Annotated in this window: 19 protein-coding genes and 3 pseudogenes; 14 read left to right on the top strand and 8 right to left on the bottom strand. The window is 62.6% G+C overall.

Annotation, left to right across the window (positions count from 1 at the left end):
* Positions 1–9 precede the first annotated feature (9 nt).
* Positions 10–1,371 (bottom strand): ISKra4 family transposase, encoded by a 1,362-nt coding sequence (locus AC5SSZ_RS16800; RefSeq protein WP_027246198.1) that lies wholly within the window; start codon positions 1,369–1,371, stop codon positions 10–12.
* A gap of 165 nt (positions 1,372–1,536) precedes the next feature.
* Between AC5SSZ_RS16800 and AC5SSZ_RS16795 the strand changes: the two are divergent.
* From AC5SSZ_RS16795 to AC5SSZ_RS16785, 3 genes and pseudogenes are all read left to right on the top strand, one after another.
* Positions 1,537–1,701 (top strand): annotated as a pseudogene (locus AC5SSZ_RS16795) (IS110 family transposase); the annotation flags it as partial.
* Between the two features lie 390 nt (positions 1,702–2,091).
* Positions 2,092–2,945, top strand: a pseudogene (locus AC5SSZ_RS16790) (IS5 family transposase).
* Positions 2,946–3,094: 149 nt separating this feature from the next.
* Complete coding sequence (locus tag AC5SSZ_RS16785; protein WP_024099412.1) at positions 3,095–4,534, top strand: hypothetical protein; 1,440 nt, start codon at positions 3,095–3,097, stop codon at positions 4,532–4,534.
* Positions 4,535–4,880: 346 nt separating this feature from the next.
* On the opposite strand, the pseudogene AC5SSZ_RS16780 reads toward AC5SSZ_RS16785, so the two are convergent.
* From AC5SSZ_RS16780 to AC5SSZ_RS16765, 4 genes and pseudogenes are all read right to left on the bottom strand, one after another.
* A pseudogene (locus tag AC5SSZ_RS16780) lies at positions 4,881–5,405 on the bottom strand (IS110 family RNA-guided transposase); the annotation flags it as partial.
* A 59-nt stretch (positions 5,406–5,464) separates the two neighbouring features.
* A complete protein-coding gene (locus AC5SSZ_RS16775) occupies positions 5,465–6,316 on the bottom strand; it encodes a TniQ family protein (RefSeq protein WP_081731462.1) in 852 nt (283 codons plus the stop codon).
* Positions 6,253–7,131, bottom strand: a complete 879-nt coding sequence (locus AC5SSZ_RS16770) for a TniB family NTP-binding protein (protein WP_007803215.1) — start codon at positions 7,129–7,131, stop codon at positions 6,253–6,255. Before AC5SSZ_RS16770 ends, AC5SSZ_RS16775 begins: the two co-directional genes overlap by 64 nt.
* 90 nt (positions 7,132–7,221) lie before the next feature.
* A complete protein-coding gene (locus AC5SSZ_RS16765) occupies positions 7,222–8,154 on the bottom strand; it encodes an IS5-like element ISRhba5 family transposase (RefSeq protein WP_007803217.1) in 933 nt (310 codons plus the stop codon).
* 251 nt (positions 8,155–8,405) lie between these two features.
* Between AC5SSZ_RS16765 and AC5SSZ_RS16760 the strand changes: the two genes are divergently transcribed.
* On the top strand, positions 8,406–9,248 hold the full coding sequence (locus tag AC5SSZ_RS16760) for a hypothetical protein (RefSeq protein ID WP_007803218.1): 843 nt from the start codon (positions 8,406–8,408) through the stop codon (positions 9,246–9,248).
* A gap of 58 nt (positions 9,249–9,306) precedes the next feature.
* Here the strand turns inward: AC5SSZ_RS16760 and AC5SSZ_RS16755 are convergent, their stop codons facing one another.
* The 3 genes from AC5SSZ_RS16755 to AC5SSZ_RS16745 form a co-directional block, all read right to left on the bottom strand.
* Entirely contained in the window at positions 9,307–9,876 is a 570-nt protein-coding gene (locus AC5SSZ_RS16755) for a PIN domain-containing protein (protein WP_495438937.1), read from the bottom strand.
* Positions 9,873–10,337 carry an excisionase family DNA-binding protein gene (locus AC5SSZ_RS16750; RefSeq protein WP_007803221.1) on the bottom strand — a complete coding sequence of 155 codons (465 nt, stop codon included), beginning with the start codon at positions 10,335–10,337 and terminating at the stop codon, positions 9,873–9,875. The genes AC5SSZ_RS16755 and AC5SSZ_RS16750 overlap by 4 nt, the downstream gene beginning before the upstream one ends.
* A 149-nt stretch (positions 10,338–10,486) precedes the next feature.
* The gene (locus AC5SSZ_RS16745; protein WP_495438934.1) at positions 10,487–11,554 is read right to left on the bottom strand and encodes a helix-turn-helix domain-containing protein; all 1,068 of its coding nucleotides are present in this window, start codon (positions 11,552–11,554) and stop codon (positions 10,487–10,489) included.
* 299 nt (positions 11,555–11,853) lie between these two features.
* Here AC5SSZ_RS16745 and AC5SSZ_RS16740 point away from each other — a divergent pair, with 299 nt between their 5' ends.
* The 10 genes from AC5SSZ_RS16740 to AC5SSZ_RS16695 all read left to right on the top strand — a co-directional run bounded on the left by AC5SSZ_RS16740 (position 11,854) and on the right by AC5SSZ_RS16695 (position 22,805).
* Positions 11,854–14,031, top strand: coding sequence for a ParB/RepB/Spo0J family partition protein (locus tag AC5SSZ_RS16740; RefSeq protein WP_093455102.1), 2,178 nt, complete (start codon positions 11,854–11,856; stop codon positions 14,029–14,031).
* A gap of 126 nt (positions 14,032–14,157) precedes the next feature.
* On the top strand, positions 14,158–14,538 hold the full coding sequence (locus AC5SSZ_RS16735; RefSeq protein WP_093455101.1) for a DUF3768 domain-containing protein: 381 nt from the start codon (positions 14,158–14,160) through the stop codon (positions 14,536–14,538).
* 116 nt (positions 14,539–14,654) lie between these two features.
* Entirely contained in the window at positions 14,655–14,951 is a 297-nt protein-coding gene (locus AC5SSZ_RS16730; RefSeq protein ID WP_093455100.1) for a hypothetical protein, read from the top strand.
* A 79-nt stretch (positions 14,952–15,030) separates the two neighbouring features.
* Positions 15,031–15,414, top strand: a complete 384-nt coding sequence (locus AC5SSZ_RS16725; RefSeq protein ID WP_103911894.1) for a DUF6878 family protein — start codon at positions 15,031–15,033, stop codon at positions 15,412–15,414.
* A gap of 1 nt (position 15,415) precedes the next feature.
* Complete coding sequence (locus AC5SSZ_RS16720; RefSeq protein ID WP_093455098.1) at positions 15,416–15,892, top strand: DUF6915 family protein; 477 nt, start codon at positions 15,416–15,418, stop codon at positions 15,890–15,892.
* Positions 15,893–15,996: 104 nt separating this feature from the next.
* The gene (locus tag AC5SSZ_RS16715; protein WP_093455097.1) at positions 15,997–16,644 is read left to right on the top strand and encodes a hypothetical protein; all 648 of its coding nucleotides are present in this window, start codon (positions 15,997–15,999) and stop codon (positions 16,642–16,644) included.
* 50 nt (positions 16,645–16,694) lie between these two features.
* Entirely contained in the window at positions 16,695–16,946 is a 252-nt protein-coding gene (locus tag AC5SSZ_RS16710; RefSeq protein WP_036784147.1) for a type II toxin-antitoxin system ParD family antitoxin, read from the top strand.
* Positions 16,939–17,238 carry a type II toxin-antitoxin system RelE/ParE family toxin gene (locus AC5SSZ_RS16705; protein WP_103911893.1) on the top strand — a complete coding sequence of 100 codons (300 nt, stop codon included), beginning with the start codon at positions 16,939–16,941 and terminating at the stop codon, positions 17,236–17,238. The genes AC5SSZ_RS16710 and AC5SSZ_RS16705 overlap by 8 nt, the downstream gene beginning before the upstream one ends.
* A gap of 126 nt (positions 17,239–17,364) precedes the next feature.
* Positions 17,365–21,762 carry a strawberry notch-like NTP hydrolase domain-containing protein gene (locus AC5SSZ_RS16700; protein WP_093455095.1) on the top strand — a complete coding sequence of 1,466 codons (4,398 nt, stop codon included), beginning with the start codon at positions 17,365–17,367 and terminating at the stop codon, positions 21,760–21,762.
* Positions 21,759–22,805, top strand: coding sequence for a DUF7146 domain-containing protein (locus AC5SSZ_RS16695; RefSeq protein WP_093455094.1), 1,047 nt, complete (start codon positions 21,759–21,761; stop codon positions 22,803–22,805). Before AC5SSZ_RS16700 ends, AC5SSZ_RS16695 begins: the two co-directional genes overlap by 4 nt.
* The last annotated feature ends 19 nt before the right edge of the window (positions 22,806–22,824 follow it).

Raw genomic sequence — 22,824 nt, 5'->3', positions numbered from 1 at the left:
ACATGGGGGTCATGCGGCGCGTTTTCTGTTTGCGACGGTCAGCCGACCATCGAGAACTGCGGCCCTTGTGACGGCTACTCGGTGAGCCCCTTTGGGCGACCACCGCATCCTTCTGCGCTTTCCCATGCGGGCATTGGCAATGTCATCGACTGATCCTTCGGCACGAGATGACGAGATGGGCAGCCCGTTACGGTACCGTCGGCCATAGTCGACAAGGGATTCCATGTTGTTCGCGAGATAGGTGTACAGTGTCCCGCATCGGGCCTGCACACGAGCGGCAGCGGTGCGGACAGCCAAAGGTTCTTCCGCAAGGCGGGTGCAATCGTGCATGAGCCCTTTCAGATAAGTTTCCGCGACCCGTGCTCTGCCATGCCACAGCCACCAGCGAAGGCTTTTCGCGGGGCGCTGGAACAGCACCGGAATTCCAGTGAATCCCGGTATCTGGACCAGACCCTGAACGGCGGCCTCGACATGTCGAATACGCATCGAGATGTGCCACCAGTCGAGGATATGCTTCACCTGGCCGTCGCCACCCATGGCATTCCGTATGAGGTTCGGGAGAGCAAGCTCGCCATCAGAGATTACCGTCAACAGACGGCCCGGCTTCCATCCAAAGTCTGACAGCTCTTCTCGCATCCGGCTGCCTGGCGATGCCGTCGCATTGGCGACCAAGCCAAATCGTCGGCACATATTGCGACTTTCAATCTTACCGACCACAAGATCCAGGTGTCGCTGCTGATACTCCGGTCGACAGCGGATATGCGCACCGTCCAGAAAAACCGTCAAACCCCCTTTGGGAAGTGCTTCAGCGGGATCGCCTGATGCCCTTCGACTTTTCTCGAGCCCCGCGGCTACTCTTCCCAACCGGTCACGCACCGTGGTGTGATGGGGCGGATGGCAGGGGAGGAAGCTTTTCATCAGCCGCGCGGCTTCGCGAAAGGAATGCCGGGACCCGAGTTCCGCATGGAGCCGCTGCAGCTCCGGGGTAGCCCGGTCAGGAAAGAAATAGGCCAGCGGAGAAATAGGTCCGCCGGGCATCGCCGCTGACCTGGCATCACACGAACAGCGGCGCAAGCGCGCGGCTTTGACCCGAACCCGCCCAAAGAGCGTGTCGAGATCGCGCGTGCGATAGTCATGAATGGCACGAACCGAGGCGCAATCCGGGCATACGCGGCTTTCTCGAATGATCTCATCGACCTGATCGTAAAGGATTACCCTCTGGATCTGTTCGAGGATCCTTTTCCCATCCTCGAGGCGCAGCCCGATCCCGTCTGGGCAGGTCACCCGGTATGGTCGAGAAATGCCGTCAAGCTGATGAGTGCGCTTCTCCCCGTTGTCGAAGGTAGTTTCGATTGTAATCCGTACGTCCATGGCAGCCCCCCATACAAAGAGCTTACCTTAGCACAGGCCAGATCACCGACGACGACCCCCATGTTCTGTCCACTCCCGATTTAAAGGCAAAATATCATATTTAAGGGCAAAGCAAGGCCGTTGATTTCGTTGGATTTCTCATCTCACAATTAAGGGCTACGCGACAGGCATGTTCATGCCGCTGCCCGGCCGGGCACATGGCTTGGCGAGATGCTGACGCGCAAGCCGCCGATGCTGGTGCGGGTCGCGCTGGCGAACAAAATGGCGCGGATCGTCTGGGCGCTGATGGCCCGAGGCGGCGCCTACCAGTCTCCGACCGCTGCGGCGTAAGCCGTCACTGGTCGCGAGGACGTCGGAGCGGAAGAGGGCAAGGAGACGTTTGGCGCACGGTCGTGAGACGGGATCGGGAGAACCAGAGCGCAACAGAGTGCCATCGAGCACGCGGCTTTGATCTGGACCCGACCTGCGAACACCATACGGGCCCGCGGCGTGATGATGGCCGCAACAGAGGCCGGATACATGTCAGCACCCGACACCGCGCGAAACTGATCCAGAAACCCTCTTGCGCAAGGGGCGGTTATACATGTTGCGCAAATGCTGTGAAGGTTTCACCTTGCGAATCCAGTCTGTTAGTCAGGCTGCATGAGCAGACCCATACCCCCGACCTACAAGACCAGGAACTGGCCAGCCTACAATGAAGCAGTCAAGCGCCGGGGCTCGCTGACGATCTGGTTTGACCCCGAGATGAGCTGGGATGCCGCGCCGACAGGCAGGCGTGGCCGCCAGCAGACCTACAGCGATGCCGCTATCCAGACGTGCCTCTCGATGAAAGTGCTGTTCGGCATGGCGCTCCGGCAGACGACCGGGTTCGTCGAGAGCCTGCTACGGCTGGTCGGCCTGAACTGGACGGTGCCCGACTTCAGCACGCTATCTCGCCGCCAGAAGACCTTGGCCGTGAACATCCCCTACCGCGGCTCCAAGGGGCCGTTGCACCTGCTGATCGACAGCACCGGGATCAAGGTCGAAGGTGAAGGCGAGTGGCACGCACGCAAGCATGGCGGCCCGAAACGGCGCGTCTGGCGCAAGCTCCACCTTGGGATCGATGAAGAAACGTTGGAGATCCGGGCCGTCGAAGTCACCGGGAGCCACATCGGTGATGCGCCCATCCTACCCACCTTCTCGACCAAATCCCGCAGGACCAGGAAATCGGTAGCGTTACGGCTGATGGCGCCTACGACACGCGCAAATGCCACGATGCGATTGCAGATCGCGGTGCCCATGCCGTCATCCCGCCCCGCAAGAACGCGAAGCCCTGGAAGACGATCACCGCCGGAGCCGTGGCGCGAAATGAGGCCCTGCGCGCGGCGAAATACCTGGGCCGCGCGCTCTGGCGACGATGGAGTGGATACCACCGCCGAAGCCGCGTCGAGACAAAGATGCATTGTATCAAGTTGCTGGGCCAGCGGCTCATGGCACGGGACTTCGATCGACAGGTCGCCGAACTCCAGGTCCGCATCGCCGTCCTGAACGGCTACACCGCGCTCGGAATACCCGTCACGGAAGCTGTGGGATAAGTCCGTCCGGGGAAAGGGGAACCTCGGCCTTAAGCCGATTTGTGCATCAGAGCCCTTGACACTAATAATTAGCTATCTATGTTTTTCCCGGCGATGGTTCCCCGGAAGAGGAGCCGGATTTCATCGCTGCATCAAACTGGAGGAAATTCATGTCACGGACAGCCAATTTGGCCGGCCCGCGTTCGCGGACCGGAATGGTGGTGCTTTGCCTCGCTCTGACCGCGGGCTTCGCCCCGCTCGCGTCGGCGCAGGAGCAGCCCGCCTTCAACGAACATGCGGGAACCCTGCCGGACGGGACGGCATGGCTGATCCGCGTGCCCGAGAACTGGAATGGTCGACTACTCAGGGATCTGGATTTCGCCAGCAACGTTTCGGTCGCGTCAGCGGTCCAGCGGTATGACGACCTGCTCGGTCGTGGCTATGCCTTCGCCGGGCTCGCCCGGCACCCGCTGCGCCTGTGGCAATACGATCCGCAGCGTGAAATCCTGAATCTACAAGCTGTTCAGGACATTTTCACGGACCTGGAGCGCGCTCCTGACATGGTGCTGCAATACGGCTGTTCTGGCGGAGGGCTCGACAGCCTCGCTTCGGCCGAGGATTACCCGGACAGGATCGACGGTGCCGCCGTGCTTGCCGCCCATACGCCGGTCTGGATCATGAGCAGTTTCCTGGATGGCTGGTTCGCCATGCAGACCCTGCTGGGCGAAAGCTATGAGGCCGCTGGGCACGGTCCGGCCAGCGATCTCGCCATCGTCGGCCTGCCCAATGCCGGAGCGGGTGGCGAGCGCAGCCTTGACGCGATCCGTGCGTCCTGGATGGCCGCCATCGAAACGGCGGGCGAAAGCCCGGAGGGCCGCGCGCGGCTGGCGCTTGCCTTCGCCATCGGACAGTGGTCGCCGTGGATGGTCGAGGGGACCGAACTACCCGACACCGCGGATGCCGGCGCCATGGCCGACATGATCGTGGCCTCGGCGCTGCGCATCGGCGGTAATGTTGGCGGGTCCTCGCGGCTTCTGTTCGAAAACGCCGCATCGGGGCAGCAACTTTCCGGGAACGAGGGGGTCGACTATGCCGCCTTCTACCAGAATGCCGCACCCGCGATGGCGCGGACGGTTGAGGCGCTCTACGAACAGGCCGGTTTGGACCTTCAGGCCGACATTGCCAGGATCGACGCCGCCCCCCGCATCGCGGCCTCGGATTATGCGCGCGATTTCTGGGCCGCAGACGGGCGCACGACGACCGGCGATCTGCAGGTTCCGGCGATCCGCATCCACATGCTGGGCGACTGGGCCATTCCCTACACGCTGATGGAAGGCTACGGCGCGCTGGTGCAGGAGCAGGGTACCGGCGATCTGTATCGGCAGTCGCTGGTCCAGGGCACGGGCCATTGCGAGTTCACGGCTGCCGAAAGCACGGCCATCGTCGAGACCCTGGTCGAACGGATCGAAACGGGCGCCTGGCCCGAGACATCGCCCGAGGCGCTGAACGCCGCAGCCGAGGCGCTGGAAACCGGGAGCGCCCCCCGGTTCATCGAACACGGTGATTGGCGCGTGGCAGCCTATAACCGGCCCTGGGTTCCGGCAGAATGAGCCGATGGGGAACTGGCGCTGCGCCGGTTCCCCCACAGGTCCGGTGGCGCAAGTCATTGGTGGACCGTCGCCAACGCGCAGTGGGCATCTCTGGCGAGGGCAAGTGTTCCCATGTCTGGACGACCCCTGCTGCGCAAGCTGGGAATTGACGCGCCTATGCCGAAAGCAGTCATGTCTACGGCCTTTGTGGTGCGGTCTAGCCGCTGGCCCAGATGAAGTCCGCGGATCGGGTCCCAATCAAAATTGCGCGCTTTCTGCGCCTTGACCCCCTGGGGTGTCCCGATCCCCGGTTCGACCGGTTTGTCATCTCTTCTCAGCTTCACGCATTCCGTCAGCGGTTCCGCGCTCAGGAGACAGGGGCCGCGTAGATCTCGTTGCGGCGCAGGAGCGCCCAAGCGATCCGGGCAGTCTTGTTGGCGAGCGCGACCGCAACGACTTTCGGTCGCTTGCGTGCTTTAAGCCCAAGCATCCAAGCCTTGCCGGCATCGCCCTGCCTTGCAAAGCGAAGCACCGCAGTCGCGCCGGAAACGAGCAGTCGCCGGATATATCCATCACCCTGCTTGCTGATCCCGGTCTGTCGATCCTTGCCACTGCTTGAGTTCGCCCGTGGCGTCAGGCCTAGCCAGGCCGCGAACTGTCGTGCCGAGCGGAACAGGCTCGGATCCGGAACATTTGCAGCAATTGCGCTGGCGGTGATCGGTCCGATACCGGGAATGGTCGCCAGTCGCCGGCTCGTCTCGTGCGTCCGGTGCCACTCGAGGATCCGTTTCTCCAGGGCCTCAGCCTGATCGGCAATCGCCTCCGCTTGGCAGATCAACGCATGGATGGCAGCCGCAGCATGGTCAGGCAACCGTTCCTGGTTCTCTCGGAAGTGGGTGTCGCCTTGCCCTTAAATCCGAGACACGGCGCGTTTTCCGGCCTTTCTTGCCCTTAAATTTGAGATGAGGTGGCTGAACCGCCGACGCGTAGTCGCATCCGCTGAGCAATCTGGTCGACGGTTGCAAGCAGTCGGGGCTCCTTATCGTAGGCGCGAAGCAGGGCAACTCGTGCGTAGACGTCGATGTCCATGCTGCACAACGCAGCCTTTACCAGTGGACGTGATTGGGCGGAGGCAATGGCGGCAAGGCAGAAGAGCCTTATGTTCGGGCGGGGGCTTTGAAGCGCGAAGAAAGGGTCTCCACATAAAGCTTTGAGTCCCATCGCGAAGGTGACCGCCCGCATGGCTCGGCGTAGTTGACGCGCGCTGCCCGACACCGCGACACGCTCCAGGATCCGTGCCCCCCGGCGGGCACGATCAACCAGCTTTTCGGAGACCGCTGCGCCATTTTGCCTGTCGGCCTTTGGAAGAAGCCGGGCACCACAAATCTGGCAGTCGAACGCCCAGGCCCTACGCCAGTGCCTGAGCTCAAGGCCGCCATCAGCGCAGCTTGTGCAAGCCTGGAACGGCACCTGTGCGGTCAACCGCATCTCTGCTTCCGGCATCGCCGCGAAAGTCATCGACGACACGAACGCTGGATCGAAGCGCGCCGCAACGGAAATCCTATCCGCGGCCAGCATGTCGAGATCAAAATCAAGGGCTGCAGCATATTTTGCGTCGATCCCGATATGGGCGAGCAGGTCTGCTACCTCGCAATGATTGGAAGCGGCCAGTCGCGATAACCAACCAGAAAGCAACTCGTCCGGCACTGGCGTCACCGATATCGGCAGCGGGATACACGTCACGCCCCAGATTTCTCGAGCCGTCGCTGAGCGTTTGCATGGCGCGACCAGACCGGTGTCCATTTTGCGATGGCATCATCAGTGACGCACTCGTCACCGCTGATGATCGCGTCGATGGACAGATCCTTGACCAAGGCAAAGATGCGGGACGTCACCCCGCCAGTTAATGCGAGGATCTGCTTGAGCGACCGCACTTGCAGATTGGATTTCTTCTCCAGCGGCATGGCCGCGATCAATGTCTGGATCATATCCGAAAACTCGGCATCATCGCGCCAATTCGGCAGGTGGTGTTCATCAAGCCGACGGGCCAGTTGGACATCGCCGCGAATGGCATCGACGGCTTCGCTGACACCGTAGCAGACCAAAGATGCCTCCAGCTCGTTGCTGAGATACCTCAAGACATTGAGGAACCGGCGCTGTTCCCTATGCGTGCCCGCAAGAAGGTTGTGGACTTCGTCGATCATGATCATCCGCAGCCCGAGGTCGCGCAAAAGGCCCACGACCCGAACTTCCAGCGAGGCAACACTCTGCGCCTTCAGGCTCAGCGTCGACGACGGGGCTCCGACGGCTGCGAGGATGTGCATATAGAACCGCCGCTCATCAGGAGCGGGTGGCGCCTGCAACAGAAGTAACGGGGTGTGGGTGACGCCCGACTCCGGATCATACTCCGGCGCATAGCGTCGCGACAGGTTGCGGGCGATCATTGTTTTGCCGATGCCGGACGCCCCATGCACCAGAAGGCCAGGCATGCGGGTCTGCCGCGACATCTCAATCAGACCATGCAGCCGGTCCAGCACTTGCTCCGCTCGGGGAAAGCCGATCCAGATGTCCGATTGAATGAGGGCGATGCGGCCGTCGTCTTCAGTTTCTGCCCTCAATTCACCAGCGCTCCACCTTGAACATGGGGCGCGATGGGCGTTGTTGCAGAAAGTCGGCCTGAGTTGTGAGTGCCCCTTTCCCATTCAGTTTCATGCCACGCGGACGACGTGGGCGGTGCCGAGCGCGTTGAAGCGATTGACAAGGGCGACCCGGATGTGGATTTCGGCGGTTTGGCGATCTGGATCCCGCGCGGCGATGCGCTCACCGAAGGCCTTCAGGCATCGCATCTTGGCCTCCACTCGGCTACGGGCGTGGTATCCGGTCCACCGCTTCCAGAATGCCCGACCGTAGTGACGCGTGGCGCGCAGGGTTTCGTTGCGCGCCTTGGCAGCCGGGCAGTCCTCTTTCCAAGCTCGACCGTTCCTTCGGGTCGGTATGATTGCCGTGCCACCGCGTGCGATGACGGCGCCGTGGCAGCGGCGGGTATCGTAGGCACCATCCGCGGTCACGGTGCCGATGTCCTCGTCCTCGGGGATCTGGCCCAACAGGTCCGGCAGGACTGGGCTGTCGCCTTCCCGGCTAGGGGTGAACTCGACGGCCCGGATATCCGAGGTGGCGATATCCATCGCCAGATGCACCTTGCGCCATTGGCGGCGGCCCTGAACGCCATGCTTGCGGGCCTGCCATTCGCCGTCGCCAAGAAACTTGATGCCGGTGCTGTCCACCAGAAGATTCAGCGGCCCTTCGGCACGGCGATAGGGGATCTGCACCTTGAGGGTCTTCTGTCTGCGGCACAGCGTCGAGTAGTCCGGAACGGGCCAGTCTAGCCCTGCCAGGCGCAGGAGGCTCGCGACCATTCCGGCTGTCTGCCTGAGCGGTAGCTTGAACAGAACCTTGAGCGACAGGCAAAACTGGATCGCGGCATTCGAAAAGACCGGCGGGCGCCCTGGGCGTCCCTCATGCGGCGCGTGCCAGGTCATCTCCTTGTCCAGCCAGATCAGCAGCGATCCGCGCTTCCTGAGCGCATCGTTGTAGCTGGACCAGTTCGTCGTGCGGTAGCGGGCGGGCTTGGGCTTGCTCATGCAGATCGTCTAACCGCATGGATTCCCGATGTGAATCCTTCACCGACTGAGTTCTGCAACAACGCCCAGTGCATCACCCAAAAAAAGGGAAACGACGCCAGACCGAGAAGCCTGACGCCGCGCTAGAAAAAAACCCCTGAACACGGTTCTTCTAGCGCAGTGTCCGAACCCCTGCAACCAGCAAAGTGTTTTTGCTGGCAAGAATGTTGTTTGCTCTCGACATGGCATCGTCTCTCTCAGGAGATACGACCATGGAACCAACGACTGGCCTGATCCTAAGGCGGATCACGCAGACAGACCTCTCTGTTTCGGCGCACAAACTGGCCACGCTCATCCTCGACGGAATTGCGTGGAAGGACGGGTATAACGGCCTGCCCCGCGGCACGGCTGCCTTCACCCTGTCCTCTCTGGCAGCGAAGATGGGCGTCTCGCGCCAGTACCTGAGCGTTCTGCTGAGTGAGCTTGAAACTTCTGAACTGAAGCTTGAGCGCGAGAAGTCGAACGGCAAGTTCGCCCCCTGGCTCTTCCGCTTCGCGGCCTTTGACGACGGCGAACAGACCCACGATCTCGTGTCAGACGGAGACGACACATCACTATCTAGAGAAGAATCTAACAAAACTATATTCACAGGACAGATCAACATTGACGGTTGCTCGAACGTGTTCCGAACATGCTGGGCCGAGCTGATCAAGGCCGCGAAGAGCGCCCTACCCTGCTGGAACGTCGATACGCAAGTGATCTGGGAACGCTTCCTTGCCTTCAACCGGGCCCGTGGGAACAGCAAGGTTCCGGCCGGTTTCCTGCTCGGCTTCATGCGCCGGTGGCGCACCTCGCTTGGAGAAGCGACGCGCCCACCGGCTCTCCCCGCACCACAGCCGGTTCAAGAGCCACGAGAGCGCGAGCTGCACGAACAGATCAAGGCTGCGCCAAGCTCGAACCGCCAGTTTCACGCGTCAGACCTGTGTCGCGTCATAGGGCAAGCGGCGTACGATGCGCGCATTGTCGCCGTGATCCGGCAGTTCGGTTGCCCGAGGTTCACTGCTACGCTTGCAGTCCACGGGCGTGCAGTCCTGGCGGGCGAAATCTCGCGGTGATGATGGATCGGGTGCCACAACTCTGGCCAGAACGTATTCAGTCAGGGCAGTTCTGGGATCAAAGCAGGTCGGCGAATTGCTCCAGGTCGGCAACCGTGGCGACCAACCCCTGCTGTGTCAGGATCGCGAGATACTCGTCGACGCTTTTGAGCGGATTCTTGAGGCGCGCGCGAACTTTCCGCAGCGCGGAACAGACCAGACCGGGCGCGAGAGACAGTTGGTTCCGGAAAAAGTCGTCAGGGTGTTGGGTCTCGATGCCAAAGGGCGCAAGTGCCGCTGGTGGGAAGTCCTTCAGGTTCTGCGTGACGATCGCGTCACAGCGCCCAACGATTGCCGCCGCCAGAACGTGCCGATCGTCAGGGTCCGGCAGTGTTAGGGCCGGCACCAATGCCTCGTAGCCGGTGACCAGACAGTCGCGTGTGGCCCCGTCCATCAAGTCGCGAGTTCGTTCCAGCGCGGCGCGCTCCCGATGAGGTTCATTGCGCAGAAGCGCATCAATCCACTCCCGATGGATATCGGCCGTCCACTTGGCCTTGAAAAGGTCTGTGACCGCCAACTGCATCAGTGCATCGCGCATCGGCGCGGGATAAAGGACGTTCGCATCGAACAGGACCGTGTACTGGCTCATTTCGAGCGGTAGCCCATGTCCTGCTCTTGAGCGTCGGCGGCCAGTTGATCGAGCGCAGCTTCACGCTCGGTATCGATCGCGGCCTTGTAGGACATCACGTCTTCCATGCGGACGCGGCGATGCTTGCCGACCTTCCGATGCGGTATGGCACCATCCTCGAGCAGCTTGATCAGGAACGGACGCGAGACGTTCAGAACCTCAGCGGCCTGTACGGTCGAGAGTTCGGCGTTCTCGGGGATGATGGTGACCCCCCGCCCCGCTGCCATCGCCTCGAGGATCTCCATGAGCAGCGATACGGCGCCCGCAGGAAGCTCGATCGGCTCCATCTGCTCGGAGTCCGTCACACGAAGTTTCAACGGCGCGCGCGCCTGGGCGAAGCGTGACAATGCCTGGCCAGAGACGCGCGCAATCGCTGCGTCCTGCGGCGTGGGCGGAAGATGTCGGTGTGCCAGCATGTTCATGGTGGTCTCCTCTCCGGTTTCTGTTCTCTACCACCATATATGAAATAAGTGCAACAAATGCATTAAGTGTTGGTGAGTTTCTGCGCGCCCTGCCGCGTGCTCGCGGTTATCGCTGCTGTCGAGTGAGCGGGTGAGACCCACGCTAACCTTCAGTTTGTCGCCTTCCACATCCTGAACCGCCCCTGTCCTGTCACCTCGCGGATCAGACCCCGCTCTTGCATCCATGCAAGGTTGCGCTGAACAGCGGCGCGACTGGCACTCGTCAGGGCCTGGGCCATTGGCGCAGAGACGAGCGGCCATTCGGTCAGCACTGCGCGCAAGGCCGGCGGCGTCCTGCCCGAGAGCAATGTCATTTCGGCTTCCGCCCGCGCCGACCATGCCTCGATATCGTCAAGGTGCCGCACCGCGGTCAGGCACGCGGCTTCCATCCCGTATAGCCAGCGTTCCAGACGTTCGAACGGTGAACCACCGGCTCGTAGTCCCCCTGCCCCGCCCATGGCCAGAGGCGTGAAGACTGCGCCTCTTCCATCGCTGGCCGCGATCCGCGCAGCTGCGACAGCCGCTTCCATACGGTCGTCGTGCTGCCCGAGCCCCGCGAGGCGCCAGAGGTGAAAGCCCGCGCAAGCGCGAGTGATCGGGTGCAGGTCCGTGGCCTGCCCCATCAGATCCAGCCAACCGCTCGCGCGATCCACGAACGGCTCGGTCTCATCACTGATGTTCTCGGGGTCGCGACGGTCGAGGAAGGCGGAAAGGTCCTGCTCCGGTCCCGGTCCACCCGTCAGTCGCCGAATCGCCCATCCGACTCGCGCCAGCGCCGCCGTGTCGTCCTGGACACCGGACAGGCGCAGCGAGATCCAGAGCGCCAGCCGGTCTTGGCTGATGCGGTCACCGGTGTGCCAGCTCAAATCTGCGGCCTCCATCAGCGCAAGCCGATGCCGCCATCCTTCCGGTCCGCGCTTCAACCGGTTGTCCAGCGCGCCGACGCGACCGGCCACACGGGCAAGACGCGCGGCCTGCCCGCCCTCTGCCTTCCGCCATTCGTCGAGGACCTCGGTTTCACGCGGTTCGGCCCGTGGTCCCGGCGGCAAATAGTCCGGCTCGTCGTCCATCGGACCGGGCAGAAACCACAGGTCGTCCTCAGACGCCTGTTCGACCTCCTCAGCATAAATGCCGAGCGCGTCGGATTCATCATACAATGCGGGGGTTCCAGGCCTCATATGCGCAAAATACAGCTATTTTGAGCTTTACCCAAGGGTTTTATCAGAGTGCGTTTGTACACCTTACATAGCACGCGCGCGCGATGGTCCGCGAGACCTCCCTGATCGCGCTCTGCGTATGGAAACCAAGGGCTTTCTGATGAACAGCGCCACAGAGCGCGCCCTTGCATTCATTTACAAACGGTCGATTGCTGACGTGTTTCGCAATTGCAAAGAGCCAGAGAAAGGGAAGCCCGTGTGCCGGGCTTGAAAGGAAAGAGAGAGCCTCTTCCGGGTCCGGCGCGACAAGGATCCTGACCATGGCCAAGACCAAAACCACGACGCGTTCGAAACCCGCCACCTCAAAGAAAACCGAAACCGCCGGATCGGCTGCGCCTGACGGCGCCGCCGACATCCGGATGATCCCGCTCGACCAGCTGGAGCCGAGCCAACTCAACGTCCGCAAAGTCGCCGCGAGCGCTAGCGACGACGCCGAACTCCTCGCCAGCATCCGCGAGACAGGCATCAAACAGAACCTAGTGGTTCATGCGCTGTCAGAGACACGTTTTGCTGTTGACGCCGGTGGCCGTCGCCTCAAATCGCTGAAACAGCTGGCCGAGGACGGTGTGATCCCCGCAGACCACCCGGTGCCCTGCCTCGTCGAGGACGAACGCAACGCCATCCTCACCTCCGCCACAGAAAACCTTCAGCGCGCAGCCATGCATCCGGCGGACCAGTTCGAAGCTTTCGACAAGATGATTGGCGAAGGGCGCAGCGAGGACGAAATTGCGCTGAAATTCGGTGTCTCCGTCGACCTGGTACGCCGTCGGCTGAAACTCGCCCGTGTCGCGCCCGAAATCATCGAGCGATTTCGCGCGGGGGATCTGACCCTCGAATGCGTGATGGCGTTTACGCTGACCGACGACCACGATCGGCAACTGGCGGTCTGGAACGCGGTGAAGGGCGGCTATCACATCCACCCGCAAAGCATCAAACGCCAACTGACCGAGACCGCGCATTCTGCGAACTCGGCCTTGGGGCGTTTCGTCGGCATCGAAGCCTATGAGGCGGCGGGAGGCGTTCTGCTGCGCGACCTCTTCGACGATCGCGCCAGCGCCCATATGGAAAACCCTGAGCTCCTCGAGCGTCTCGCCATCGAGAAGCTGCAGGCCGCGGCCAAACCCTTTGAAGGGACATGGAAATGGGTCGAGGTGCATCTCTCTGTGGATTACGGGGCGTTTCGCAGTTTCGGGCGTGTCTATCCGCAGGATATCGAACCCGATCCCGATCTGCTCGCCGAGGAAGAGCATCTCATCGCCCGCGAAGAGGAATTGGCGGCGCAGAATGACGGCGAGGATTGGACCGACGCCGAGACCGAAGAATACTACGCCATCGAGCCGCGTTTGCGCGAGATCGAAGCCCTGCAGCGCGAGCGGCAACCTTTCGCGGACGCAGATCGCGCCATTGCGGGCGTGGTTCTGACCATCGGTCATGACGGTGCGCTACGTGTCGAGAAAGGCCTGGTGCGGCCAGAAGATATCCCTGCTGCGGCCATGCCGGACGAAGATAGTGCTGATGCGGGTGATGCCTCCTCCCCCGCCCGCCCACATGTGACGCCGCCGACGTCCTCCACGCCAGTGCCGACCTCTGACCCCGCGGCCACGTTGCGCAAGGCGGACGGCATTTCGGCGAGCCTGGCGGATGATCTGCGTGCCACGCGCCAGCACATCCTCAGGGCGCATCTGGCGGCTGATTTCGAGGTGGCCTTCGATGCGATGCTCTACGCGCTCTGCGAACAGGCTTTGGGGCGGTCCTACGGCAACGAGGCACTCGACATCTCGATCCGGCCCTTCCAGGCGCAAGACCGCGAAGTGCTGCACGCGGACACCGTCGCCCAAAAAATGCTCGAGGCGCTGGAACAAGACCTCGCCACGGACTGGATGAAGCTTCAGAAACCCGAGGACTTCCGGACGATGTCGGCGTTGCCCATTGCGGACAAGCAGGCGCTTTTCGCCTGGGCGACGGGTCTCGCGGTCAAACCCCAGCTTTCCTCCGACAATCGTCCTTCCCCGATCATCGAGGAGATCGGCGCGCGGCTCGATGTTGATGTGGCTGCCTGCTGGCGCCCGACTGCCCAAAACTACTGGGGTCGGGTCAACAAGGGGCATGCGGTGGCCACGGCGCGCAAGCTGATCGGTGACGACTACGCCGAGGATCGCAATCGCGAACGCAAGGGCGATATCGCGGCCGCGATGGAGCGGGCGTTCGCAGAAGCGGCGAGCGAGACGGAAGGTTTCGACGCCGCGACGGTTGCAAAGACGACGCGGTGGCTGCCCGACGGGATGGTGTTTGCCGGTGCGACGGAGGCTGGTGCCGACACGGCAGGCGCTGCGCCGGAGACCGAGGAGGGAGATCTGTCCGCCGAAGATTCTCTGAGCGACGCTGAGAGCAATGAACCGTCGTCCTTGCCCGCCTTCCTGAGCGAGGATGCGGCCTGACGCGGCGAAAACCGATCCGATCATGACCTAAGCCTTGGGCCGTCCTCGCGCAGAGGGCGGCCCTTTCCCGCTGACGGGTTTCACGCAGCCGGTGTCTGATCGGCTGGCCCGTCCCGGAGAATTCTCATGACCACCACACTCGATATCGATCCCGTCAAGGAAACCGAATTGATCGCCGGGCAAAATGATGCCTTTCGTCGCTCCATTCTCAGGACCACCCCCGTCGCCGATGCGCCGCAGGGCCAGTTTGTCATGACCCGTGGTGTTGCAGCACTAGGGCCGGACGCCCAGCTCGCTCTCACCCGCCGCGTCGCTTCGTTTGACGCGTTCAACGCTGACAGTGACCCCCATGGTTGGCACGAGATGGGGGTCATCGACTTCGACGGGACCACGACCTGGTTCAAGCTCGATTTGTACGACGTCGACTATCAATATGGCTCTCCCGAGCCATCCGATCCCGCGCAAACCCGCCGCGTCCTGACCCTGCTTCTGCCGTCAGAATACTGACGCCCCTCTTCTTCAACATCACCTCGGATCGCCCTTGCACAAAGGGCGGTCCTTTCGCGCTGGCGGGTTTCCATGGGGCGCGATGGTCGCGTTCCGCCCGCCGCAGGAGACCAGAGATGGCCAAGACACTCGACTATCAGATCACCCTCTATCCCGCGCACCGCGACGGCGCCTTCGTCGTCACACAGTTCCAGATGATGGCGAATTACCCGGAAAAGCGCATCCAGGCCGCGGGCATGGACGACCTGATCGACCAAGTGACGCAGTTCGCGATGGAGCATGGCGAGAGCTGCAGTGCCTCAGTGCGCTGCCTCGCCCCGCGCAAACCGCCGGGGTTCAAGCGCGCGACTGAGAATCTGTATTTCAACCTGGTTGACCGGACGGGTGACGAACGCGGCGACGCCGCGGCTTGAAGCCCCCCGCAGGAAACCTCCTGGGCGATCTGATGCAAAGGTCGCCCTCCCCTTCCCTCAATTCCAAAGGATCGAAGACATGACACAAGTGAATGATTTTTACGCGCAGATGCTGGAAGCCCAGCAACGCGCCGCCGAACAGAGGGTTGTGACCCGCGTGGCCCTTCTCTCCGAACTGCGTGCCGTCGGCGTGACGAAGATCGAGGTGCAATACGAAGGCTACGGCGATTCCGGCAATATCGAAGATGTCGTCGTGACGCCAGACACGATCTCTCTCTCAGAAGAGTTGCGCCGCCGGGTCGAAGATTTCGGCTGGGACTTCGCCTATGCGCTCAGCCCCGGGTTCGAGAACAACGAAGGTGGCTATGGCGAACTGACCTGGGTGCTCGCGACTGACAACATCGATGTCAGTCATTCGAACCGCTACATCGCGACCAATACCACCGAACATGAGGGGCTTTGATATGGCACATCCCCTCCACCACGCCGAAAGCTCGGCCCGAAAGTTCGGAGGTGTTCCAGATGATTACCAATATGTGCACGATTGGTTCGACTCATCTAAGGAACACCTCGCACTTTTCACCCACCGAGCACATCGGCACCACACGCTCGGGATCTTCGAAGCTGAGCGTTTGTTTGGGCGAAGCCTGACCAACAGCGCGGGCCGGGTCGTGCCGATCCGCTGGATCGGCGAACAACATGTGCGCGAAGACTGCCAAGGGCGCATCCCGTCGCTGGCCGACTGGCTTGGACGCATCCAACCGGAACCGTGGATGGCCAACGGCCGGATCGACAACGACCCGACGCAGATCGGCAGCGATCCGCGCGCGGTCTGGAGCCACGCGGTGGCAAATCACCAGACCATTCTCGGCTTCGAGGAATGGCTGCTGAAGGTCTCGGTCGAACACGTTCAGCACCGCCAGAACCGCGCCGCCGCCTGATCCGACGGGCGGCAACCTCACCAACCAACTCATCACAACCAGATCGACTCGCCTGCGCCCAATCGGCCTGGCGAGTCGATTTCGTTCCAAGAAAGGACATCGACATGCACGACCCTGTCTATGAGGAGGCCTATCACGGCCACACCATCAAGATTTTCCATGACCCCGATCCCGAAAGCCCACGGGAGTGGTCGAACCTCGGCACGCTGATCTGCTGGCATCGGAGATACCGGCTGGGCGAAAGCCACCATTTCGCAAGCCCCGAGTCGTTTCTGCGCGATCTCGCGGGTGTCTCGGATCAGTGTGATCTCTCAATGGACCAGTTGCGCGAGCGCGCCGAGCGCAAGGCGATCCTTCTGCCGGTGTTTCTCTATGACCATTCCGGCCTCGCGATGAACACCATCGGGTTCCACTGCCCGTGGGATTCCGGCCAGGCCGGTTACGTCTATGTGTTGCTTGAGGCGGTTCGGAAGGAGTTCGATGTGAAGCGCGTCACCAAGGCACTGCGGGAAAAGGCAGCCGACATCCTGCGCGCTGAAATCGTCAGCTACGACGCCTATCTTGGCGGGCGGGTCTATGGCTATGTCATCGAGCGTGACGGCGAGGAGCTCGACGCCTGCTGGGGCTTCTTCGGCGACTATGAGCTGGACTGCCTGTCCGAGGCACGAGCGTTTGTAGACCATCTCGTTTTACAGGCGAGATCCAGAGCCGTCGCCGCCGAAGAACTGGGCGCAAGCCCACCTCCGAGTTGAAATGCGTGAAGTACTCATATATGTTATTCATGCGTATTTCGGAGGTGAACATGGCAAGCACAAGCGTCACACTGGGCCCCCATTGGGACGAATTCATTGCCCTGATGTTGAAGGAAGGGCGCTACGGGTCAACCAGCGAGTTGATCCGCGCCTCCTTGCGCCTGATGGAAGAACAGGAAGGTCAGCGGGCGCGGCTTCGCGTTGCGTTGATGGAGGGCAAGCAATCCGGCGACGCTGGTCCGCTCGATATGGATGCGATCAAGCGCGAGGCGCGGAGCCGCTCCGGCGCTTCTGATGCGTGACATCCATCTCTCTGAAGCGGCTAAATCCGATCTCGTCGATATCTGGGTCGAGACAGACCGACAGTGGGGCGCGGCGCAGGCGGACCGCTATCTCGACGACATCGAGCGTGCCCTGAAGGGGCTGATCGCCAATCCTCAAATGGGGTCGGACTGCTCCGATCTCCTGCAGGGTGCGCGTAAACTGATCACGGGCCGGCACCTCGTGTTCTATGAGGTGGACCCGGACAGGATATTTGTGATCCGGATCCTGCATCAATCGATGGACGTGCCTCGCCATCTGCGGCCGTCCTGACGCAGGGCAAATTCGCACCAGGGCTTTGCCATGAAAGAGCGAGAGACAGGGCGGGAGGGGTGACCCCTCCCGGGTGCGAGAGTGCGCGCGGGGCCTGGGGCCAACCCTCAACTCCGGAGATTGCCGATGAACGCTCACCCCCATTCCGTCCCGCTTGCATGTCTTTCAGAGGCCCCTGCCCTGCCCGAGGCTGCAGGCGTTGCTCAAAACCTGATGCAGGCTGCAAATGCCCTCGTCCCTTTGTTCGAGGCTGGCAAACCCATTGACGCCGCCGCTGTTCGCGCCGTGATGGAGGAGGCCTTCGGTGCCAGCGACACGAGCGGCGCCTGGGTTTGGAAGGACGCCTACGAGGCCGTCGAGGTTGCGCAAATCCTGATGCTCGCGCGCTATGGCGCGCTGATGCAGCGCCAGGCGGCCTCGCCGCAGGCCTTCCTCACCATGATCGAGCGGCTGGCCAGTCTGGCGCCCTCGCACACACGGCGTTCTGAAGATAGCGTCCGCCTGCAACAATTTTCGACCCCCCTGCCCCTTGCGGCGATTGTCGCGCAGGCGGCGGGGTTTCGCGAGGGCGACCTGGTGCTCGAGCCATCCGCTGGCACCGGCATGCTGGCGATCTTCGCCCGGACTGCAGGCGCGCGGCTTGTTCTCAATGAGCTTGCGGAAACGCGCCGTGCCTTGCTGGAACAATTGTTTCCGGATGCTGTTGTCTCGGATCACGATGCCGCCTCGATCGACGACCGTCTCGACCGCGCAATCACGCCCTCGGTCATCGTGATGAACCCGCCGTTTTCGGCTGCGAACCATGTCGAAGGTCGGTTTCGGCAGGCGACCAGTCAGCATGTTCTGTCCGCGCTGGCACGTCTTGCTCCGGGTGGGCGGCTTGTCATCATCACGGGCGAGAGCTTTCGGCCCTCCACCAAGAGTTTCCAGCCGACGTTTCAACGCATAGGCCAGAGCGCAGACGTGGTGTTTTCCGCCGCGATCGACGGCAAGGTCTTCGCGCGGCATGGGACCACGATCGACACGCGGCTGACGGTAATCGACAAGCGCGCGGCGGGCGAACGCGAGACCGCACCTGTCGAAATCGAGGCCGTCTATCATCCCATCTGCGCAACCACGGGCGATCTTCTCTCCGCAGTGCTCACCCATTGTCCCGCGCGCCGCAACCCCCCGCCCTGCCCTACCAGCGCGGCATTGTCTGTGCCGAACCGCCAGTCCCGCACCAACCTGTACGCTCTGCGTAACGCCGCCCGCAAGGAAACCCGCGCCCGCGCCGAGGAGCGCGCCCGGCATCCCTTTGATGATGTCGTGACGGCCCCGCTCGACTACCTGCCGAAAGCCTGGAGCGTACCGGGCGTCGCGCTGCAGGACACGGTTTACGAGACCTATAATCTTCAGGCGATGCGGATCGGCGGCGCAGCGGAGCACCCGACAGCACTTGTCCAATCCGCAGCCATGGCGTCTGTCCCGCCGCCCGTGCCGACCTATCGCCCAGTCTTGCCGAAGTCCCTTGTCGCTGACGGCCTCCTCTCCGCTCCGCAGCTCGAAAGCGTGATCTACGCGGGCAATGCACACGAGGCGCACCTGAAAGGCTGGTTCAAGCGCGGGGAGATCGAGGGTCAGCTTATGGCCGCGGCGGAGGGTGACGAAGGTGCCTTCCGTCTGCGCAAGGGCTGGTTCCTGGGCGATGGCACCGGCTGCGGCAAGGGGCGGCAGGTGGCGGGCATCATTCTCGACAACTGGCTCAAAGGGCGCCGCCGGGCCGTTTGGGTCTCGAAGAGCGACAAGCTCATCGAAGATGCGCGGCGCGACTGGATGGCCCTCGGGGGGCGTGAAAGCGATATCGTGCCGCTCTCGAAATTCCGCCAAGGGAGCGACATCCGCCTGCCCGAAGGCATCCTCTTCGTCACCTACGCCACGCTGCGCTCCGCCGAGCGGGAAGGCAAAGCCTCCCGTCTCGACCAGGTGACGTCCTGGCTCGGCGCAGGGTTCGACGGGGTCATCGCTTTTGATGAAAGCCACGCCATGGCCAATGCTGCTGGCGAAAAGTCCGACCGCGGCGACAAGAAGGCCTCACAGCAGGGCCTCGCTGGCCTCGCACTGCAAAACGCTGTGCCTGATGCACGCGTCCTCTATGTCTCGGCCACCGGGGCCACGGTCGTCGGCAATCTCGCCTATGCCTCCCGCCTCGGGCTCTGGGGCACTGGCGATTTCCCCTTCGTGACACGTGCAGAGTTTGTCGCCGCGATGGAGGCCGGGGGTATTGCCGCCATGGAGATGATCTCGCGCGACCTGAAGGCGCTCGGGCTATATCTGGCACGCTCGCTCTCCTACGCCGGGGTCGAATACGAGATGCTGGTGCACGACCTGACGCCCCCTCAGATCGCGATCTACGACAGCTATGCCGATGCCTACCAGATCATCCACACCAATCTTGAGGCCGCGCTTCAGGCGTCTGGCATCTCCTCCGAGACCGGCACGCTGAACGCCCAGGCAAAATCCGCCGCGCGTTCGGCCTTCGAGAGCAACAAACAGCGCTTCTTCAACCATCTCATCACCGCCATGAAATGCCCCTCGCTTATCCGCGCGATCGAGGCGGATCTGGCGGCGGGGCATTCTGCAGTGATTCAGGTCGTCTCGACCAGCGAAGCGGTGATGGAACGCCGTCTCGAGGAGATTCCGGCCTCGGACTGGGACGATCTGCAGGTCGATTTTACACCGCGTGAAAACATCATGGACTACCTGATGCACAGCTTCCCGACGCAGCTTTTCGAGCCCTACACCGACGAGAACGGCGATCTGCGGTCGCGCCCCGCCCTCGATGCTGACGGCAATCCCATCATCTGCCGCGAAGCGGAGCGGCGGCGGGACGATCTGATCGAGCACTTGGGTGCCCTCGCCCCGGTGCAGGGCGCGCTCGACCAGATCCTCTGGCATTTTGGCGGCGATGCGGTGGCCGAGGTCACGGGGCGCAAGCGGCGCATCGTGAAAACGCGCGAAGGGCGGCTCAAGGTCGAGAACCGCCCCGCCTCCTCCAACCTCGGCGAGACTCAGGCCTTTATGGATGACGCCAAACGCATCCTGATCTTCTCAGATGCAGGTGGCACCGGGCGCAGCTATCACGCCGACCTTGGGGCAAAGAACCAGCGCCTCCGGGTGCATTACCTGCTCGAGCCCGGTTGGAAGGCCGACAATGCCATCCAGGGGCTCGGGCGCACCAATCGCACCAATCAGGTGCAGCCGCCGCTGTTCCGGCCGGTGGCCACCAATGTGAAAGGCGAGAAGCGGTTCCTCTCCACCATCGCGCGCCGCCTCGACACGCTCGGGGCGATCACCAAGGGGCAACGCGAGACCGGCGGTCAGAACATGTTTCGCGCCGAGGACAACCTCGAAAGCCCTTACGCACGCGCGGCGCGGCGCCAGTTCTTCTACAAGCTGCGCGCGGGCAAGATTGACGCCTGCTCCTACGCCAAATTCCAGGAGATGACCGGGCTGACGCTCGATGACGCGGACGGCACGATGAAGGAAACCCTGCCGCCGATCCAGCAGTTCCTGAACCGCTGCCTTGCTCTGAGGATTGACGTGCAAGACGCAATTTTCGAGGCCTTCGGCGGGTTCCTCTCGGCGATCATCGAAGACGCGCGGCAGGCGGGCACGCTGGATGTCGGCCTCGAGACCCTGCGCGCGGAGAAGTTCGAGATCGTCGATCGCAAGGTCATCTTCGAGCATGAGGCGACGGGGGCGACGGCCACTGCGCTGACCGTGGAGCGCACAGACCGCAACGATCCTCTCGCCCTGCCCCGGGTCAAATCGATCTGCGCAAACACAGAGGGCGCGACGCTCTGCTGGAACACGACCTCCAAACGCGCGGCGCTGATGGTGAAGGCGCCCGCCTTCATGGACGAAGACGGTGTGCCGATCCTGCGGGTGAAACTGCTGCGGCCCATGGGAACCGAGATCCTCGCGGCCAGCGAATTTTCGACCTCGCATTGGGAGGAGATTGATGACTCGATGTTCGAACATCTCTGGCAGACCGAAGTCGCCGCCGTGCCGGAGTTCACCACCTCGAAGATCACGCTGATCTGCGGGCTGCTCCTGCCGATCTGGGATCGGCTGCCCGCTGACAACATGCGCATCTATCGCCTGCAGACCGAGGATGGGGAACGCGCCATCGGCCGTCTGGTCAGCCAGGATCAGCTTCTCAATGTCTACGCGCGCCTCGGTCTCGATTGTCAGATCGAGATGGCACCGCAGGAGGTGTTCGGCGCGGTGATGGACGCAAAGACGACCCTCAGCTTGCTCGGCGGTTACCAGTTGCGCCGGTCGCTCGTGATGGGGCAGCCGAGATGTGAGCTGATCGGCGCGTCCGGTGCGGCCCTGCCCGGTTTGAAGGCTTTGGGCTGCTTCACCGAGGTGATCCAGTGGAAGACGCGGGTGTTCATCCCGGTGGACGGCATTGACGTGCTGGCGCGCGTGCTCGGCGAGCATCCGGTTGGCGCAAACGCTGCGAATGCCGCCGCATGAACGCGCGGCGCAGCATCGCAGACCTCTCGGCCGATCTGGCAGATCGGGCCGAGAGCTTCTGCCGCCAGTATTTCCCCGAGGGGCGCAAGCAGGGCAACTATTGGCAGGTTGGCGATACCTCGGGGGCCAAAGGTCAAAGCCTCGCCATCCGGCTGCAAGCTCAAGGTGGGCGCAAGGCCGGATCCTGGGCCGACTTTGCGACGGGGCAATATGGCGATCTGATAGACCTGCTGCAGGAACGGCTTGGTTCGGTCACGCTCAAGGAAACGCTGAGGGAGGCGCAGTCCTTTCTCGGCGAGGCCCCCTGCGCTGCCGTACCTCGTGAAACCCGAAAGGCTGAGCGCCCGGATGCAGCCTCCAGCAAACGCATCGCGCGGGCGCGGAAGCTCTTTGCCGCAGGCAAGCCGGTCCTCGGCACTCTGGCGGCCACCTATTTGCAGGGGCGCGGGATCTCGCGCTTCGGTCCAGCGCTCCGCTATCACCCGCAGGTCTTCCTGCGCCACGGCGAGGACGGGCCTGATCCGCCGCACAGAGCCCCTGCCCTGCTGGCGAAGATCACGGACAATCGGGGCCAGATCACTGGCTGCGCGCGCACCTATCTCGACCCCTCCACCGGCGGTCTGGCCGCGATCGAGAACCCGAAGCGGATCCTTGGGCAGCTTCATGGCCATGCCATCCGCTTCTGGTCTGGCACCGGGCGCACTGATCTCATCGTCGGCGAAGGTCTCGAGAACACCCTTTCGGTTGGCACGGCTCTGCTTGAGTTCGACCTCGCGTCTTGTCTCACCGCCACCCATCTCGGCCTCTTCATCCCGCCGCCGGGGATCAAGCGTATCTGGATCGCGCGGGACAATGATGAAGCAGGACGCAATGCATCAAAGAGATTGCGTAACCAACTGGAATCGCGAGGAATTGCCTGTGGTGATCTCGTGCCGGCAATGGGCGATTTCAACGACGATCTGCGGGCACTTGGCAAGGATGCGCTGCGCCGGTCCCTTTTAGAGGCCATGAAAGCGCAAGGTCTGGAGATTGGGGGCGGATGACCGCCTGCCTACCCATTGA

It is taken from the genome of Phaeobacter sp. CC-HEC084 (assembly GCF_059429255.1).
Note: the sequence above shows the minus strand (reverse complement) of the source record. Positions and strands in the feature narration are given on the sequence as shown.

What these genes read in the sequence shown, in the direction of transcription:
- AC5SSZ_RS16800 (WP_027246198.1), bottom strand. Translation starts at nt 1,371, where the DNA reads ATGGACGTACGGATTACAATCGAAACTACCTTCGACAACGGGGAGAAG.
- AC5SSZ_RS16785 (WP_024099412.1), top strand. Translation starts at nt 3,095, where the DNA reads ATGTCACGGACAGCCAATTTGGCCGGCCCGCGTTCGCGGACCGGAATG.
- AC5SSZ_RS16775 (WP_081731462.1), bottom strand. Translation starts at nt 6,316, where the DNA reads ATGGACACCGGTCTGGTCGCGCCATGCAAACGCTCAGCGACGGCTCGA.
- AC5SSZ_RS16765 (WP_007803217.1), bottom strand. Translation starts at nt 8,154, where the DNA reads ATGAGCAAGCCCAAGCCCGCCCGCTACCGCACGACGAACTGGTCCAGC.
- AC5SSZ_RS16760 (WP_007803218.1), top strand. Translation starts at nt 8,406, where the DNA reads ATGGAACCAACGACTGGCCTGATCCTAAGGCGGATCACGCAGACAGAC.
- AC5SSZ_RS16755 (WP_495438937.1), bottom strand. Translation starts at nt 9,876, where the DNA reads ATGAGCCAGTACACGGTCCTGTTCGATGCGAACGTCCTTTATCCCGCG.
- AC5SSZ_RS16750 (WP_007803221.1), bottom strand. Translation starts at nt 10,337, where the DNA reads ATGAACATGCTGGCACACCGACATCTTCCGCCCACGCCGCAGGACGCA.
- AC5SSZ_RS16745 (WP_495438934.1), bottom strand. Translation starts at nt 11,554, where the DNA reads ATGAGGCCTGGAACCCCCGCATTGTATGATGAATCCGACGCGCTCGGC.
- AC5SSZ_RS16740 (WP_093455102.1), top strand. Translation starts at nt 11,854, where the DNA reads ATGGCCAAGACCAAAACCACGACGCGTTCGAAACCCGCCACCTCAAAG.
- AC5SSZ_RS16735 (WP_093455101.1), top strand. Translation starts at nt 14,158, where the DNA reads ATGACCACCACACTCGATATCGATCCCGTCAAGGAAACCGAATTGATC.
- AC5SSZ_RS16730 (WP_093455100.1), top strand. Translation starts at nt 14,655, where the DNA reads ATGGCCAAGACACTCGACTATCAGATCACCCTCTATCCCGCGCACCGC.
- AC5SSZ_RS16725 (WP_103911894.1), top strand. Translation starts at nt 15,031, where the DNA reads ATGACACAAGTGAATGATTTTTACGCGCAGATGCTGGAAGCCCAGCAA.
- AC5SSZ_RS16720 (WP_093455098.1), top strand. Translation starts at nt 15,416, where the DNA reads ATGGCACATCCCCTCCACCACGCCGAAAGCTCGGCCCGAAAGTTCGGA.
- AC5SSZ_RS16715 (WP_093455097.1), top strand. Translation starts at nt 15,997, where the DNA reads ATGCACGACCCTGTCTATGAGGAGGCCTATCACGGCCACACCATCAAG.
- AC5SSZ_RS16710 (WP_036784147.1), top strand. Translation starts at nt 16,695, where the DNA reads ATGGCAAGCACAAGCGTCACACTGGGCCCCCATTGGGACGAATTCATT.
- AC5SSZ_RS16705 (WP_103911893.1), top strand. Translation starts at nt 16,939, where the DNA reads ATGCGTGACATCCATCTCTCTGAAGCGGCTAAATCCGATCTCGTCGAT.
- AC5SSZ_RS16700 (WP_093455095.1), top strand. Translation starts at nt 17,365, where the DNA reads ATGAACGCTCACCCCCATTCCGTCCCGCTTGCATGTCTTTCAGAGGCC.
- AC5SSZ_RS16695 (WP_093455094.1), top strand. Translation starts at nt 21,759, where the DNA reads ATGAACGCGCGGCGCAGCATCGCAGACCTCTCGGCCGATCTGGCAGAT.